Annotated in this window: 15 protein-coding genes and 1 tRNA gene; 7 read left to right on the forward strand and 9 right to left on the reverse strand. The window is 63.3% G+C overall.

All coding sequences use genetic code 11. The features are described from left to right. The first annotated feature begins 127 nt into the window (after nucleotides 1-127). Nucleotides 128-1,285, forward strand: coding sequence for an acyltransferase family protein (locus tag ACY65G_RS24315; RefSeq protein WP_464999868.1), 1,158 nt, complete (start codon nucleotides 128-130; stop codon nucleotides 1,283-1,285). A 19-nt stretch (nucleotides 1,286-1,304) separates the two neighbouring features. Here ACY65G_RS24315 and ACY65G_RS24320 read toward each other — a convergent pair whose 3' ends face one another. From ACY65G_RS24320 to ACY65G_RS24345, 6 genes are all read right to left on the reverse strand, one after another. Next, nucleotides 1,305-3,401 (reverse strand): TonB-dependent siderophore receptor, encoded by a 2,097-nt coding sequence (locus ACY65G_RS24320; RefSeq protein WP_464999869.1) that lies wholly within the window; start codon nucleotides 3,399-3,401, stop codon nucleotides 1,305-1,307. 132 nt (nucleotides 3,402-3,533) lie between these two features. Beyond that, nucleotides 3,534-4,253 (reverse strand): PEP-CTERM sorting domain-containing protein, encoded by a 720-nt coding sequence (locus ACY65G_RS24325; protein WP_464999870.1) that lies wholly within the window; start codon nucleotides 4,251-4,253, stop codon nucleotides 3,534-3,536. A 447-nt stretch (nucleotides 4,254-4,700) separates the two neighbouring features. Beyond that, nucleotides 4,701-4,776, reverse strand: a tRNA-Lys gene (locus ACY65G_RS24330). Between the two features lie 94 nt (nucleotides 4,777-4,870). Beyond that, the gene (tfpB, locus tag ACY65G_RS24335) at nucleotides 4,871-6,640 is read right to left on the reverse strand and encodes a type IV pilus assembly ATPase TfpB (RefSeq protein WP_464999871.1); all 1,770 of its coding nucleotides are present in this window, start codon (nucleotides 6,638-6,640) and stop codon (nucleotides 4,871-4,873) included. A gap of 4 nt (nucleotides 6,641-6,644) precedes the next feature. Further along, nucleotides 6,645-7,466 (reverse strand): spermine/spermidine synthase domain-containing protein, encoded by an 822-nt coding sequence (locus ACY65G_RS24340; protein WP_464999872.1) that lies wholly within the window; start codon nucleotides 7,464-7,466, stop codon nucleotides 6,645-6,647. A 173-nt stretch (nucleotides 7,467-7,639) separates the two neighbouring features. Next, nucleotides 7,640-8,158 carry a glycine zipper 2TM domain-containing protein gene (locus ACY65G_RS24345; protein ID WP_464999873.1) on the reverse strand — a complete coding sequence of 173 codons (519 nt, stop codon included), beginning with the start codon at nucleotides 8,156-8,158 and terminating at the stop codon, nucleotides 7,640-7,642. 520 nt (nucleotides 8,159-8,678) lie between these two features. Between ACY65G_RS24345 and ACY65G_RS24350 the strand changes: the two genes are divergently transcribed. The 5 genes from ACY65G_RS24350 to ACY65G_RS24370 all read left to right on the forward strand — a co-directional run bounded on the left by ACY65G_RS24350 (nucleotide 8,679) and on the right by ACY65G_RS24370 (nucleotide 13,709). Beyond that, nucleotides 8,679-9,077, forward strand: coding sequence for a barstar family protein (locus tag ACY65G_RS24350; RefSeq protein WP_464999978.1), 399 nt, complete (start codon nucleotides 8,679-8,681; stop codon nucleotides 9,075-9,077). 67 nt (nucleotides 9,078-9,144) lie between these two features. Beyond that, complete coding sequence (purN, locus tag ACY65G_RS24355) at nucleotides 9,145-9,768, forward strand: phosphoribosylglycinamide formyltransferase (RefSeq protein WP_464999874.1); 624 nt, start codon at nucleotides 9,145-9,147, stop codon at nucleotides 9,766-9,768. Between the two features lie 19 nt (nucleotides 9,769-9,787). After that, nucleotides 9,788-11,095, forward strand: a complete 1,308-nt coding sequence (locus tag ACY65G_RS24360) for an RsmB/NOP family class I SAM-dependent RNA methyltransferase (protein ID WP_464999875.1) — start codon at nucleotides 9,788-9,790, stop codon at nucleotides 11,093-11,095. Next, nucleotides 11,095-12,411, forward strand: a complete 1,317-nt coding sequence (locus ACY65G_RS24365) for a mechanosensitive ion channel family protein (RefSeq protein ID WP_464999876.1) — start codon at nucleotides 11,095-11,097, stop codon at nucleotides 12,409-12,411. The genes ACY65G_RS24360 and ACY65G_RS24365 overlap by 1 nt, the downstream gene beginning before the upstream one ends. A 107-nt stretch (nucleotides 12,412-12,518) precedes the next feature. Then, nucleotides 12,519-13,709 carry a DesA family fatty acid desaturase gene (locus tag ACY65G_RS24370; RefSeq protein ID WP_464999877.1) on the forward strand — a complete coding sequence of 397 codons (1,191 nt, stop codon included), beginning with the start codon at nucleotides 12,519-12,521 and terminating at the stop codon, nucleotides 13,707-13,709. Between the two features lie 451 nt (nucleotides 13,710-14,160). Here ACY65G_RS24370 and rpmG read toward each other — a convergent pair whose 3' ends face one another. The 3 genes from rpmG to radC form a co-directional block, all read right to left on the reverse strand. After that, the gene (rpmG, locus tag ACY65G_RS24375) at nucleotides 14,161-14,328 is read right to left on the reverse strand and encodes a 50S ribosomal protein L33 (protein WP_050411857.1); all 168 of its coding nucleotides are present in this window, start codon (nucleotides 14,326-14,328) and stop codon (nucleotides 14,161-14,163) included. 12 nt (nucleotides 14,329-14,340) lie between these two features. Continuing rightward, a complete protein-coding gene (rpmB, locus tag ACY65G_RS24380; RefSeq protein ID WP_008451488.1) occupies nucleotides 14,341-14,577 on the reverse strand; it encodes a 50S ribosomal protein L28 in 237 nt (78 codons plus the stop codon). 209 nt (nucleotides 14,578-14,786) lie between these two features. After that, the gene (gene radC / locus ACY65G_RS24385; protein WP_130187869.1) at nucleotides 14,787-15,461 is read right to left on the reverse strand and encodes a RadC family protein; all 675 of its coding nucleotides are present in this window, start codon (nucleotides 15,459-15,461) and stop codon (nucleotides 14,787-14,789) included. A 174-nt stretch (nucleotides 15,462-15,635) separates the two neighbouring features. On the opposite strand from radC, the gene ACY65G_RS24390 reads away from it, so the two are divergent. Continuing rightward, nucleotides 15,636-16,079 (forward strand): FKBP-type peptidyl-prolyl cis-trans isomerase, encoded by a 444-nt coding sequence (locus ACY65G_RS24390; RefSeq protein ID WP_464999979.1) that lies wholly within the window; start codon nucleotides 15,636-15,638, stop codon nucleotides 16,077-16,079.

Here is a 16,079-nt window from a genome sequence, read left to right on the forward strand (position 1 = left end):
GCCGGAGCCGTGTTGCGAACAGCCGTGCACTTTCTTGCGCCACGGATCAGTCAACTCGGCTATTCTCCCGTCCTTTATCAAATCGTCACGGCCGCGAAAGCCGTGACGGGCAGCAAAAAGGAAGCGGATGAAGTTGGCAAGCCCTGGAGAAAACACGCAGACCGGATCGGAATTCGTACTCATTAACCTGTTGAAGGCGGTGGCGGCGCAACTGATCGTGCTGCACCACATGGCGTTCTACGGCCCGATGGCCGACCGGGCGCGCCCCCTGATGCCGGACCTGATGGACTGGCTGGGCGACACGGCGCGCATCGCCGTGCAGGTGTTCCTCGTCATCGGCGGCTTCCTGGCCGCGAAGTCGCTGAGCCCCGCCGGGCATGCCGGGCTGCCCCGGCCGCGCGCGGCGATCTGGCGCCGCTACGTGAAGCTGGTACCACCCTTCATGGCCGCGACATTGCTGGCCGCAGTGGTCACCGCCTGGGCCGCAGCCTGGATGACACACGATTCGATTTCCGCACCGGCCACGTTCGCGCAGTTGTGCGCCCATGCGGTGCTGCTGCACGGCGTGCTGGGATATGAATCGCTGTCGGCCGGCGCGTGGTATGTCGCCATCGATTTCCAGCTGTATGCGGCGCTGGCCCTGCTGCTGTGGCTCGCGGGAAGAGTGGCCGGCTCGCGCCCGTTGCCATACCTGGTGCCATGCGCCGTTGCCGCGGGCATCGCGGTCTCGCTGCTGTACTTCAACCTGGATGGAGACTGGGACGACTGGGCGCCGTATTTCTTCGGCAGCTACGGGCTGGGAGCGATGGCCTGGTGGGCCGGCGATCGCACCCGCAAGGGCGGTACCGTGGCAATGCTGGTGGCGCTGGCCGTGCTGCCGGTGCTGGGTGCGCTGGTGCTCGAATTCCGCGAGCGCATCGCGCTGGCGCTGGCCGTGGCCGGCGTGCTGTTCCTGTTCGGCCGCGCCCGCACGCAGTCGGGCGGCCTCGCGGCAGCGGCCATCGGCAGGCTGGGGCGCATTTCATACGCGGTGTTCCTCGTGCACTTCCCCGTGTGCCTGGTCGTGAACGCGGCATTCACGCGCTTCGTGCCGGCCGAGCCCCAATGGCAGCTGCTGGGCATGGCGATCGCATGGGCGGCGAGCCTCGCGGCCGGCGCCATGTTCCACCGCTGGGTGGAGGTGCCCTTGGGTCGCGCCGTGCAGTCCGCTGCAACGCGGACTTCTACCCCAGCTGCTTCGGCCACGCCGGCCTGGCCGGCCGACGGCGCGTCACTGCGGTCCTGAGAGACCGGGGCTGCCCGCTTTACAGGTCGACCTTCAGGCGGGCGACCACGCTGCGTTCGGCGCCCGGCGTCACGTACAGGTTGCCCCACGACGACGTGTAGAACATGCGGTTGGCCAGGTTGTGCACGTCGACCGACAGGCGCGTGCGCCCGTTGAGCTGCCAGTAGCTGACCAGCTTGAACGTGGTGTAGGCCGGCAGCGAGTACGTATCGGCGTTGTTGCCCGAGCGCTCGCCCACGTAATTGACGCCGGCGCCGACGCCGTAGCGGCCGCCGCCGGGCAGGCGGTCTTCGCGGATCGCCAGCAGGCCCGCGCTGACCTCGGGCACGTTGGCCAGGCGCGTGCCGGCGGCCAGCGTCTTGTCCTTCGTTACGCGCGCATCGTCCCATGCCACGTTGCCCATCATGCGCCAGTGGCGGCCTACCTGGCCGTTCACGTCGGCCTCGGCGCCCGTGCTGCGGATTTCTCCGGCCGCCACCGAGTAGCCGGGAATGTCGCTGGCGGTCAGCACATTGGTCTTCACGATGTCGTAGAGGGCGAACGTGGCGCCCAGCCGGCCGTCGCGCGATTGCAGTTTCCAGCCCGCTTCATAGGCGGTCGAGCGCTGCGGATCGAAGGCCTGGCCCGCGATGTCGGTGCCGTTATTGCCGCGGAACGATTTGCCGGCCGACACATACAGCGAGCTGTATTCGTTCGGCAGGTACGTGACGCCGGCACGCGGCGTGACGGCGCTCTGCTTGCGCGACACGAAGGTTTTCGCCACGCGGTTCTCCAGCGACTGGCTGTATTCGTCCCAGCGCAGGCCGGCCAGCAGTTTCCAGCGATCGGTGAGGCTGACCTGGTCCTGCGCGAACACGGCCTTCACGCGCTGGCGCTCGTCGGAGCTGGTGGTGAGGTTCGTCAGCGCCGCGGCCGGGGTGCCGTACACGGGCGTGTAGATATCGATCGGGCGGTTCGCCGAACGCAGGATCTCCATGTTCATCCACAGGCGCGACGCCTCGGCGCCGACGAGCAGCGTGTGCTGGACGCCGCCGGTAGCGAACTTGCCTTCCAGTTCGGCCTGCAATGCCGCGTCGCGCGAGGGCAGCGTGCGCCAGGTGGCCTGGCGGTTCAGCGTGCGGTTGTCCGCCGCCAGCGCAGTCGCTTCCGTGTACTCGCCGTAGAAATCGCTTTCCTTGTAGCTGGCGCCGACGCGCAGGCGCCAGCCGTCCGCCAGCATGTGCTCGAGCGTGGCCTGGTACATGTCGCTGTTCAGGCGCATGTTCTCGTCGCCGGGCTCGTTGAGCACGCGGTCGCGCGGCAGCGTGCCCAGCACGCCGCGCACGTTGATCACGCCGCGGTCGAGCGGCGTATTGGTGCGCAGGAATTCCGATTCCACGTTCAGCGTGGTGTGGCTGTCGATCACCCAGGTCAGCGCGGGAGCGACCAGATGGCGCTTGTTGTGCAGCAGCGAGGAGCGCGTGCTGCCTTCCTCGGCCATCATGTTCAGCCGGTAGGCCACCGAGTTTGTCAGCGCGCCGGTGCTGTCCAGCGTGGCGCGCCGCAGGCCCGTGCTGCCGAGGCTGACCTCGGCCACATTGGCATTCTCGAACCTGGGTTTCTTGGTGACGATGTTGATCGTGCCACCGGGCTCGCTGCTGCCATAGACGGCGCCGGCCGGCCCCTTCAGGAATTCGAAGCGCTCCACGGTGGCCGTGTCGCGCGGCGGGTTGTACCCGCGCGAACCGGGAAAGCCGTTCACGAGGTAGCCCATATCCGTGCTGCTGAAACCGCGTATCGCGAAGTTGTCCCACGTGCCGCCGAAGTCGTTCAGCCGCGAGATGCCGCTGACGAAGTCCACGGTGTCGGCCATGCGCGTCGCGCCCAGATCGTCGAGCTGCTGCTGGCCGATCACGCGCACGGATTGCGGCACTTCCCTGAGCGGCGTATCGGTACGCGTGGCGCCGCGCGCCTGCTGCGCGTTATAGCCCTCGGCCGTGCGCTCGGCAACGACGGTCACCTGCTGCATCGTCGTTTCGTCGGCATCATCGGTATTGGCGGCTGCCGGCAGCGTGGCGGAAAGCAGGCACAGCGCGGCAAGGCTGGTGGCGGGAGAAGGGGACTTGCGGGCGGGCATGGGGGCTTTCGGCAAAAAGCCTGCAATATAAATGAGAATCATTTCGATCCGCAAGGCGTTTCGTCGTGCATGAAAAGCAAAAAAGCCAACCGCCGACGGTTGGCTTTTGCGTGGCGAGGTGACGCTGCCGTGTTATTTGCGCCGTGCGCGGCGCGCCTGCCAGCCAAAACCCGCCAGGCCCAGGGTCAGCAGAGCGACCTGCGATGGTTCCGGCACCGGGCTGACGCCGGCGTAGGCGCCGGCAAAGTAGCCGAGTTCGCCGACCTGTTCCGTGTCGCCGCTCGTGAAGCTCACGGTGAGCTGGCGCCCGGCCGTGTTGCCGAGGTAGCTCGCCAGATAGTCCTCGGTCTGGACCGGGACGCCGGTGACGGGATCGTCGTTGATGGCGAACAGTCCGGTGTAGCTCGGGCTCCACACATTGCCGGCGCCAGCGCCTCCGGCGACCTCAGCATCGAGGTACAGGATGACTTGCGTATTCGCCGTCAGCGTGTACGTGTGACCCACGGCGATCGTGCTGAAGAGCTCGCCCGTAACGCCGTTGAACGATGCCGATGCATGCCCCACGCCGTTTGCCAGCGATGCCATCGCACTGCCGGCACCGACCGTGGCGCTGACGGTGCCATCCTCGAACAGGTACTCGAGCGGGTCGGGGAAACCGTTGCCGGGGTCGAAGCCGGCGGTCAGTCCCTTGCCGGGTTCGTCCAGCGTCAGGGCGGCCGTGATGCCGTCGTTCAGATCGAGATCGATTACCTCGTAATGGAAATTGCTGAAGTGTGCCGAGGAGGCGACATCGGCAAGGGCGGTCAGTGGCAGCGACAGGGCAAGGGCGGCGGCGATAGCGGACAGTTTCATGTTCTTGGGCTCCGGCGTGTTATGGAAAGAACATCATGTTAGCCCGGCCGGTAGCGGCGTCTTGCGTGATTGTTGCGCGGATTTGTCGTGAAAGTTTCACGAAAAAAAAGGCCAACCGCGAGGGTTGGCCGAATGGGGAGTGTCAGGCAATGGTGCAGAGTTCGTGGTCGATTCATGAATCGCGGCGCATGCTCCTTGCGCCTGTGCACGATGTGGCCAATGCCATGAACGAGCGCTATCGTAGCGGGACGGGGAAGCCGATGTTCAGGGATAGTTGCGCGAAATTGTCATGATTGTATGACCTTGCGCAAGGTGGGAAACTGCCGTGACGGTGGCCGACAGGATGAGACAGCGAGTGCGGCAATGGTTCAGTTCACCCCATGGGCTCGGGTGACAGCGCCAAACAAAAAAGCCAACCGCGAACGGTTGGCTTCTCTGATCTATTCGTGGTAGGCCGTGCGGGATTCGAACCTGCGACCAACGGATTAAAAGTCCGCTGCTCTACCAGCTGAGCTAACGACCCGAAAGAGGCCGTATTATATAGGGGTCCTTGCGCCATGCCAAGGCCCTCGATATAAAAAATTGTGCGGTATCAGAACGGCCTTGGCGAACCTGCATCAGGAAAGCGACGCCGTTGCCTTCAGCACTTCTTCCGCGGTCGTCACGCCTTCGATGATCTTCCATGCGCCGGCGATGCGCAAAGGCTTCATGCCGTCGGCGACTGCCTGCCGGCGCAGCGCGGCGATATCGGTTTCTTCCTGCACCAGGTCGTTGAACGCGGCGCTGACGGTCAGCAGTTCATAGATGCCGGTGCGCCCGCGAAAGCCCGTCTGCCGGCATTCGGGGCAGCCGGCCGGGCGGTACACCTGCTGGGGCTTCGGCAGGTTGCATGCGCCGCCGATGCTTTCCCAGATATCGTCCGCCAGTTCGCCGTCGGGGGTCTTGCAGTCCGGGCACAGCGTGCGCACGAGGCGCTGGGCCATGATGCCGATCATCGTCGCCTCCAGCAGGTAGTACGGCACGCCCAGTTCCAGCAGCCGCATCACGGCCGATGGCGCGTCGTTCGTGTGCAGCGTCGACAGCACCAGGTGGCCCGTCAGTGCCGCCTGGATCGCCATCTCGGCCGTTGCCAGGTCGCGGATCTCGCCGACCATGATGATGTCCGGGTCCTGCCGCATCAGCGCGCGCACGCCATCGGCGAACGACAGCTCGATGCCCGGCTGCACCTGCATCTGGTTGAACGACGCTTCCACCATCTCGATCGGGTCTTCCACGGTGCACACGTTCACCTCGGAGGTGGCGAGCGCCTTCAGCGTGGTGTACAGCGTGGTGGTCTTGCCCGAGCCGGTGGGGCCGGTGACGAGGATGATGCCGTGCGGGCGCCTCGTGAGCGCATCCCAGCGTGCCGCATCCTCGGGCGGGAAGCCCAGTTCCGGCAGCGTCTTGACGACGACGTCCGGGTCGAAGATGCGCATCACGAGCTTCTCGCCGAACGCCGTGGGCAGCGTGGACAGCCGCAGCTCGATTTCCTGGCCGCCGGCCGTGCGCGTCTTGATGCGGCCATCCTGCGGGCGGCGCTTTTCGATCACGTCCATCCGCCCCAGCAGCTTGATGCGCGCGGTCATCGCGATCATCACCACGGCGGGCACCTGGTACACCTGGTGCAGCACGCCGTCGATGCGGAAGCGGATGTTGCCGATGTCGCGCTTCGGTTCCAGGTGGATGTCGGAGGCGCGCTGCTCGAACGCGTATTGCCACAGCCAGTCGACGATGTTGATCACATGCTGGTCGTTGGCATCGACCTGCCGGTTGCTCTTGCCCATCTCGACCAGCTGCTCGAAGTTGTTGCGCAGCGCCAGGTCCTGGCCGGTGGACTTGTTGGCATCCCGGATCGACTTCGCAAGGGAAAAGAACTGCGATGTGTACTGGGCGATATCGAGCGGGTTGGCGATCACGCGGCGGATCGAGCGGCGCGATATCTTCGCGATTTCCGGCTCCCATTCGAGCGCGAACGGGTCGGCCGTCGCGACGGTCAACGTATCGGCCGAGATCTCGACGGGCAGGATGTTGAAGCGGGCCGCGTAGCTGGCCGACATCACGTCCGCCACGCGTGTGAAATCCACCTTCAGCGGATCGATGCGGTACAGCGGCAGCCGCGCGCGCTGCGCCAGCCATTCGGTCAGCAGGTCCAGCGTCAATTGCCTGTGCGGCGGCTGCGCGGACAGGATCTTGCAGTGCGCAACGGCGCACAGCGGGTGCATCGAGCCGGCGGTATTGCGCAGGATGCCCTGCGCCTGCGCGTAGAGTGCCTTGACGCCGGCTTTCTCGACCATGCCGTCGGCAAGGAGCCACGTGAAGATCTGCTGCAGGTCGAGTGTCCTGGTCATGGTGTCAGGTCTTTGTCGTGGCAAGGCCCTTGACCCAGGATTTCGCCGGCAGCTTCGTCTGCGCAAGGATCTCCTTTGCACGCGCTTCCAGGGCCGGGATATCGATGGGGCGGGCGCGCTTGAATGCCAGCGCCACCACGTTGCCGTCGTGGACCTCGGGCAGGCTCACCACCTGCGGGAAGGCGAATTTCATCGCCTTCAGGTTTTTCGCATAGCTGGGGTGGTCGCCGAACAGGTTCACGGTCATGATGCCGTCGTCGGTCAGGCAGGCGGCGCAGGCGGAATAGAACTCCGCCGAGTCGAGCACCGGTCCGCGCGCGGTGGCGTCGTACAGGTCGACCTGCAAGGCATCGAGCGTGTTGTGGTTGCCGAGGTCGTTGACGAAGTCCAGCGCATCCATTTCCAGCACGCGCAGCCGCGCGTCGTCCGGCGGCAGCTTGAACATCGACTGGCAGATCGCGATCACGTGCGGATTCAGTTCCACCGCCGTGACCTGCGCCTCGGGGAAGGCGCGGTAGCAGAACTTCGTCAGCGCGGCGGTGCCCAGGCCCAGTTGCGCGATCCGCCGCGGCGCCGCGTTCCACAGCATCCACGCCATCATCTGCTGCGCGTATTCCAGTTCGGGCCAGTCGGGCTTGCGGATGCGCATCGCACCCTGCACCCATTCGGTACCGAAATGCAGGTAGCGCACGCCATCCAGTTCGGACAAGGTGATGGGAGCGAATTTCGGTTTATAGGGAGCCAGCTTGCGCGCGGCGGTTTTTGCCGCTGCCCGGGCCGGGCGGGACGATTCTTCTTTTTCGATGGATTTACGTTTGATCAGCATGGTGGGGATCCAGGTGGGGGCCTATTATCCCGCGCCGCTTTGCACTGTATCAAGCACTGTATCAAGTTCGTGCATCGAACCTGCGATCCGGGTACGCCCCCGCGCGATGCCAATATGGCGTCCGAATGAAACTGCCGGCACAAGGCCGGCAGTTTCATGTTCCGGTAAATCGATTACTGGATCGGTTCCACCGATACGCGCAGGCGCACGCGTTCGCCCGGGTCCTGCGACATATAACTGGTGTAATTGCGGCCACGGTAGTCGTACACGACTTCATAACCGGTGGTGCGCGATTCCCAGCTGTCCACGGTGCGGCATTGCTTCACTGCCTGTTCCTGCACGCCCGCCGGCGCGGCATTCTGGTTGCCGACGCGGTCGCCGACCACCGCGCCGGCAATGGCGCCGGCGGCGGTGGCTGCCGTGCGGCCACTGCCGCTGCCCACCTGGCTGCCCAGCAGGGCGCCGGCAATGCCGCCGACGATCGAACCACCCACGCCGCGCTGCTGCGGCTGCTGCACCTGCACGTATTCCGTACGGCATTCCTGTTGCGGGCGGTTCACCCGCTCGACCTGCGGCGTCACGCGCACGACACGGCCGTAATCCTCGAAATCGGCAGCCTGCACGGCCGGCAGGGCACCGATCAGCGTGGCCGACAATAAAAGTTTCAATGGCAACCGGGCTTGCAGTTTCATTTGGGGTACCTCGATAGGTGATTGTCTTTTATCAGGACAAGACAGGAAATATGCATTATGCGATTCAATGGTAATGCCGGCGCGCGGCTGTAATCTGGGCTCATGGCAACAAAATGTAACCCGATGCAGATGGGGGCGCGGCAAGACGGCGAATGCGCCAAGGTGGAGGATTGTCGGCAAAGCATCTTAAATGGCCCTGAAGATGACCAGCTTTTAACAAATCTTGCGCACGCTGTCACATTAAAGTTGATTCATGCTGTACAACACGTTACCCTTACACTCTAGGGATCGAATTGACGGAGAGAAACGCGACTAGCGCTGCCGTGCAGCGGCGTAGCGTGCGACTGACGGGTACACATCGGGAAGCACACGGGATTCCTCATCAGGTATGCCATGAGGTATGCCATCAGGTATCCCACCAGGCATTCCATCGATGTCTCATCGTGTCGCGCCGCATGCCTTGTATAGGTGCCTTCAATATAAAACACATACCGTACAACAGGTCGATTTTGAGGGAAAAATGAGTTTGTTCTTAACCGTGCCGCCCAATCTCGTTCAGTCCATCAGGGCATTCCGGATCGCTGAACTGCAAGAGGAGGCCGGCCGCCTGGGCCAGCATTTTTTGTATGCGTATTGCCATACCGGCCTGACGAAGCAGCAAGTACTGGGCATCATCGCCGAATCATTCAGGTTCCCCAAGCCCTGCGGCAAGAATTTCGACGCGCTGCGCACCACGCTGACGGAAACGCTGTCCGCGGCCGGTGAGCAACCCGGCTTCGTGATCGTGCTCGAACAACTGCCCAATACCCAGAAATTCGACCGCGAAGCACGCGAAACGCTGCTCGACGTGTTCCGCGATTCCTCCGACTGGTGGGCTGAAAAGAAAGTGCCGTTCCGCGTCTTTTATTCGTTCGAATAACGCCGGCAGCCGCATCCCGCGCCGCCGGCCGTTGGTCGGCCCGACGGCACCGGGTACAATGTCGGCCATGAAAAATATCGTCATCCTCATTTCGGGCCGCGGCAGCAATATGGAAGCCGTGGTCCGCGCCGCCGAAGCGGAGCAGTGGCCGGCGCGGATCGCCGCCGTCATCAGCAACCGTGCCGATGCCAAGGGCCTGGAATTCGCCGCGGCGCGCGGTATTCCGACCGCCGTGGTGCCGAACAAGGAATACCCGACCCGCGAAGCATTCGATGCCGCGCTGCAGGCCGTGATCGACCGGTTCTCCCCGGATCTCGTGGTGCTGGCGGGCTTCATGCGCATCCTCACGCCCGCTTTCGTCGAGCATTACAGCGGCCGGATGCTGAACATCCATCCATCGCTGCTGCCGTTGTTCCCGGGCCTGCACACGCACGAGGCGGCGCTGGCCGCCGGGCATGCCGAACACGGCGCCACCGTGCATTTCGTGACCGCGGAACTGGACCATGGCCCGATGGTGGACCAGGTAGCGGTACCGATCCTGCCGGGCGATACGCCGGACACCCTGTCGGCGCGCCTGCTGGTGCAGGAGCACATGCTGTATCCGCGCGCCATCCGCTGGTTCATCGAAGATAAACTGACCGTCGAGAACGGCCAGGTCCATACCCCGCACAACCCGCGCCCCGCGGACTAATTCATCACCAGGATTCCCCATGAGATTGCCACCAGCAGTACTCGCCAGCGCCGAAGAAGTGCTGCGCGAGATCTTGCGCTTTACCGCGCCGGCCGACACCACGTTGTCGCGCTACTTCAAGGACCACCCGCGCCTCGGCGGCCGCGAGCGCGGCGCCATCGCCGAATGCATCTATGCGGTGCTGCGCAACAAGAATTTCTTCACCGAGTTTTCCGAGCCGAACGGCGGCGCGACGATGCGCCGCCTGACGTTGCTGGGCCTGGTCGATGCCGTGGGCATCGACGCGCTGCCCGGCCTGTCGGACGAGGAAGTCGAGTGGCTGAAGCGAATGAAGGACATCGACCGCACGCTGCTGCACAAGTCGCTGCGCACCAATATGCCGAAGTGGCTGTGGGAAAAGCTTGCCGAACAATATGGCGAAGAAGAAGCGCTGCAGCTTGCCGATGCGCTCAATACGCCCGCACCGCTGGACCTGCGCGTGAACGCGTTGAAGGCGGACCGCGACAAGGTCATCGAGCAGCTGGCCCAGGCGCCGATTGCCGCCACGGCCACGCCGTTCGCGCCGCTGGGCCTGCGCGTGCTGAAAAAGCCGCAATTGCAGAACCTGCCGCTGTTCAAGGAAGGCGCGATCGAAGTGCAGGACGAGGGCAGCCAGGTGCTGGCCCAGATCCTGGGCGCGCGCCGCGGCGAGATGGTGGTGGACTTTTGCGCCGGTGCCGGCGGCAAGACGCTGGCGCTGGGCGCGCAGATGCGCAACACGGGCCGTCTCTATGCGTTCGACGTTTCCGAAAAGCGCCTGGCCAAGCTGAAGCCGCGCCTGGCGCGCTCGGGCCTGTCGAACGTGCACCCGGTGGCGATCGCGCATGAACGCGATGCCAAGATCAAGCGCCTGGCCGGCAAGATCGACCGCGTGCTGGTCGACGCGCCGTGCTCCGGCATGGGCACGCTGCGCCGCAACCCGGACGTGAAATGGCGCCAGCCAGTGGAGGCGATCGCCGAGATGCACGCCAAGCAGGTGTCGATCCTGGACGGCGCCGCCCGCCTGGTGAAAAGCGGCGGCCGCCTCGTGTATGCCACGTGCAGCCTGCTGAACGAGGAAAACGACGCGGTGGCGGAACAGTTCATCGCCAGCCATCCGGATTTCCAGCTCGTGCCGATGAGCCAGGTACTGGCCGAACAGAAGATCGACCTGGAAATGGGCGACTACCTGAAGCTGCTGCCGCACCGGCACCAGACCGATGGATTCTTTGCCGCCGTGTTCGAGCGCAAGCCGATGGCCAAGGCGGTGCCGGCCGACGAGCCTTCCGAAGACGAGGCCGCTGACTGATGAAGCAGATCCCGCTGTCGGCATTATGGAACGACCTGCTGGGTGACCTGCGCGATCCCGGCCTGATGTGGCAGCTGGGAGCGCTGGTCCTGTCCGTGGTGCTGGGCTGGACATTGTCGCGCATGGCGCTGTCCCGGATCGGACGGCGCGAAGACCGCGGCACGATGGCCCGGTTCGGCGTCGAAGGCTTTGCCCGTGTGATCGGGCCGCTGGCGATCGTCTGCCTGCTGTGGCTGTCGCAGATCGTGCTCTCACGCTGGTATCACGTCAACCTGCTGAGGGTGGCGCTGCCCATCTGGGGCTCGCTGGCCGTGATCCGTCTCACGTTCTATCTGTTGCGGCGGGTGTTCGCGCGCCGTGGCGAGATCGGCGCGACGATGCTGACGTTCGAAAAGATCTTCCAGCTGGTGGTGTGGGGGGCGTTCGCGCTGTACATCACCGGTTATTGGGACGACATCTACCGCTATCTCGACAATATGACGCTGCGCCTTGGCAAGAACAAGGTGACGGCGGCGGAGATCCTGCAGGGGTTGGTGTCGGTGGTGGTCACGCTGGTGCTGGCGATGTGGGCCGGCGCAGCGCTGGAAGAACGGCTGATGGGCGTGGATACGCTCAATTCCAACGTGCGGGTGGTGCTGGCGCGTGTGGGGCGGGCGCTGCTGATCGTGTTTGCCGTGCTGTTCAGCCTGAACCTGGTGGGCATCGATCTCACGGTGCTGTCCGTGTTCGGCGGCGCGCTCGGCGTCGGCCTCGGTCTCGGCCTGCAGAAGATCGCCAGCAACTACATCTCCGGCTTCATCATCCTGCTCGACCGCAGCCTGCAGATCGGCGACATGATCACCGTGGACAAGTTCAGCGGCCGGGTGGCGCGGATCAACACGCGCTACACGATCCTGCAGGGGCTCGATGGCGTGGAATCGATCGTGCCGAACGAAATGTTCGTGTCGAGCCCGGTGCAGAACACCACGCTGACGAACAAGGAAGTGTGGATCGGCACGAAAGTGTCGGTGGCGTACGACACGGATCTCGACTATGCGCTGAAGTTGCTGGAAGATGCGGCGGCATCGGTGCCGCGGGTGCTGAAATCGCGGCCGCCGGGCGCCACGCTGCTCAACTTCGGCGCCGACGGCCTGGAGTTGCAGGTGGGCTTCTGGATCGGCGATCCGGAAAACGGCCGCGGCGGCGTCACGTCCGATGTCAACCGGGCCATCTGGAAGGCCTTGAAGGACCATCAGATCTCGGTGCCGTTCCCGCAACGGGAAATGCGCATCATCGGGCAACTGCCGATCCCCGAAATACCACATGACGTTCGGTAATCGTTCTGCCTGTCCCGGACGAATGCGCGTACAATTGATGGTAACGTCTGCTGGCGTTGCGCAAGATTTCCGCGCGCCTGGAAATCATTTCATTGGATGGATAGAGCTTGAACGCTGTTTTGGACTTCCTGACGCATGGCATTACTGGTCTGTCTAACTGGCAAACCGTCATCTATACGCTGATCGTCACCCACATCACGATCGCGGCCGTCACGATCTACCTGCACCGGCACCAGGCGCACCGCGCGCTGGAGCTGCATGCGATCCCGAGTCATTTCTTCCGTTTCTGGCTGTGGCTGACCACGGGCCAGGTCACGAAGGAATGGGCAGCCGTGCACCGCAAGCACCACGCCAAATGCGATACCGAAGAAGATCCGCACAGCCCCGTTACGCGCGGCATCAAGAAGGTGTTCTGGGAAGGCGCCGAGCTGTACCGCGCTGAAACGAAGAACAAGGAAACGCTGGACAAGTACGGCCACGGCACGCCGAACGACTGGATTGAGCGCAACCTGTACACGAAATACAGCTGGCAGGGCGTGGCGCTGCTGCTGATCCTGAATGTCACGCTGTTCGGCGCCAAGGGCCTCACGGTCTGGGCCGTGCAGATGCTGTGGATCCCGATCACCGCCGCCGGCATCATCAACGGCATCGGTCACTACTGGGGTTACCGCAACTTCGACTGCTCGGATGCCGCCACCAACATCATTCCTTGGGGCATCATCATCGGCGGCGAGGAGCTGCACAACAACCACCACACGTATGCGACGTCGGCCAAGCTGTCGTCCAAGTGGTATGAGTTCGACATCGGCTGGGGTTACATCCGCATGATGGAAATGGTTGGCCTGGCAAAGGTGAAGAAGCTGCCGCCGAAGCCGAAATTTGCTCCTGGCAAGCTGCAGGCCGACATCGAAACGCTGCATGCGGTGATCGCCAACCGTTATGACGTGATGTCGAAATATGCCAAGTCGGTCAAGCACGCATGGGACGAGGAAGTCGAGCACCTGAAGAACAAGTCCCAGCTGGAATCGGGCTTCCTGAAGTCGGCCCGCAAGCTGATGCAGCGTGAACCAGGCAAGCTGGAAGCGGCGCAGAAGGAACATCTGACCGAGCTGTTCCAGCACAGCAAGGCCCTCGAAACGATGCACAATATGCGCGTCGAACTGGGCGTGATCTGGGAACGCTCGCACTTCACCCGCGAAGAGCTGGTGCACAAGCTGCAGGACTGGTGCCACCGCGCCGAAACGTCCGGCATCAAGGCGCTGCAAGAGTTCTCCCTGCGCCTGCGCAGCTACGCCTGATTTCCAATGCTTCATCAAAAGCGGCCCTTCGGGGCCGTTTTTTATTGCCTGCGCTCACACTGTTGCCAATATTCGGGGACAGTCCCCTGTTTCTTTCCTGTAAATCCACGGGCTATTCTGTCGCGGCGGCGCGACAGATAGGAGACCTTTAGAGCAAGGATCCGGGCTGGCACCCTGGCGTCATAGTTAGCGAAGTGCATTGGCGAAATTGCCGAGAATCGGGGTCTGACCCCGGTTTTGGGAAATTCACCGTCTATCTGTGGTGGCGGCGCGACAGATAGGAGAGCTCCAAGCAAGGATCCCGGGCTGGCAACTTGGGCGTCATGGTGAGCAATGTGCGCTTGGCGGTAAATTGCCTAAAAACGGGGTCTGACCCCGGTTTTAGGCAATTGATTTGCCGAGGCAACAAAAAAGCCGCTCGAGAGCGGCTTTTTTAATGGAGCAAGATCGATTACTTGATCTTGGTTTCCTTGTACGTCACGTGCTTGCGGGCTTTGGGATCGAACTTCATGATCTCCATTTTGCCAGGCATCGTGCGCTTGTTCTTGGTCGTGGTGTAGAAGTGACCCGTACCAGCGGTCGATTCCAGCTTGATTTTGTCGCGGCCAGTTTTTGCCATGATAGCTCCCTATTAGACTTTTTCGCCACGAGCGCGCATGTCGGCCAGGACGGCGTCGATGCCGACCTTGTCGATCACGCGCAGACCGGCGTTGGACAGACGCAGGGAGACCCAGCGGTTTTCAGATTCAACGAAGATGCGGCGATTCTGCAGGTTCGGCAGGAAACGGCGCTTCGTCTTGTTGTTTGCATGGGAAACGTTGTTGCCGACCATCGGCTTCTTCCCAGTGACTTGGCAAACACGTGCCATGTTGCACTCCTTAAAATTACTTCCGAATTCGGAAAAACAGCAGTGTATCCAAAAAACTGAGCTTTTTCAATCACTTGTGAAAAACAATTGTGTCATAGACTTGGGAAAATATTTAACATTTAGCCGATGCATGACGAAGCGATTGCTTGGCGCAAACCGAAGTCATTGATATCTAACGGTAAACTGCAGCAAGGGCGGGGCGCGAATCGTTAAATCTGGCCGTTCTCCGCGAAAGAATGGACACGATGCCCGGCCACAACGAAATGGTCGAGGATGCGGATGTCGACCAGTGCCAGTGCCTGTACGAGAGAGCGTGTCAGCAGCACATCGGCCTCGCTGGGCTCCGGCGTGCCCGATGGATGGTTATGCGCCAGCATCACGCTGGCGGCATTGCGGGTCAGCGCCTCGCGCACCACTTCGCGCGGATAGACGCTGGTGTGCGTGAGCGTGCCGCGAAACAGCTCGCGCGCGGCGATCAGGCGATTGCGCACATCCAGGAACAGGACATGGAACGATTCGTAGGGCCGGCCCGCCATGGCCAGCCGCAGGTATTGCTTCGCCGCTTGGGGTGAGCAGATCGATTCGCCGGACAGCATCTCGTCGCTGATTGCGCGCCGCGCCAGTTCGATCACGGCGTTCAGCTGCGCATACTTGGCCGGCCCCAGGCCCGGCACGTCGGTAAAGTCCTTCAGGCTGGCGCGCAGCAAGGCTTGCAGCGAACCGAAGTGGCGCACCATGTCGCCCGCCAGTTCCACGGCATTCTTGCCGCGCACCCCCACGCGCAGGAAGACGGCCAGCAATTCCGCGTCCGACAATGCCTGCGCGCCGTCGCGGATCAGGCGTTCGCGCGGGCGCTGGTGGACCGGCCAGTTCGAGATGCTCATGGGTTGCCTTTCGTGACGTGATCGGAAGGCCATTATGAAAGCGGGCGGAGCCGCGCATACTGATATGGCAAAGACATCGGCGACTTGCCGGGAACACTGCGCGATCCGCCAGGCAATGCCAAGCTGGCTTACAATACCGGTTTGCCCGCCCACCGCACCCATTTCGCCCCCATCATGTCGAACGTCGTCACTCCTTCCGCGTACCTCACCCTGCATTACCGCCTGGCCCAGCTGGACGGTACCGATATCGTCTCCACCTTCGGCGGCAACCCGGCCACGCTGATGCTCGGTTCCGGCCAGCTGGCGCCGGTGCTGGAGGAGCTGCTGCTCGGCCTGCCGGAAGGCACGCAGAAAACGTTCGACCTGGAGCCGGGCGTGGCCTTCGGTCCGCGCAATCCCGACCTGGTCCGCCCTGTCACCCGTGCCACGCTGGACGAGAATTCGGTTCCCGGCGCGGAATACCGCGTGGGCGACCTGGTCGACTTCGCGGCGCCGGGCGGCGGGCGGTTTTCCGGCATCCTGCGCGAACTGCATGACGACGCCGCCATCTTCGACTTCAACCACCCGCTCGCCGGCCAGCCGGTGCGCTTCGAAGTGAACCTGATCTCCGTGCTGTAA

It is taken from the genome of Pseudoduganella sp. jia 12 (assembly GCF_055502675.1).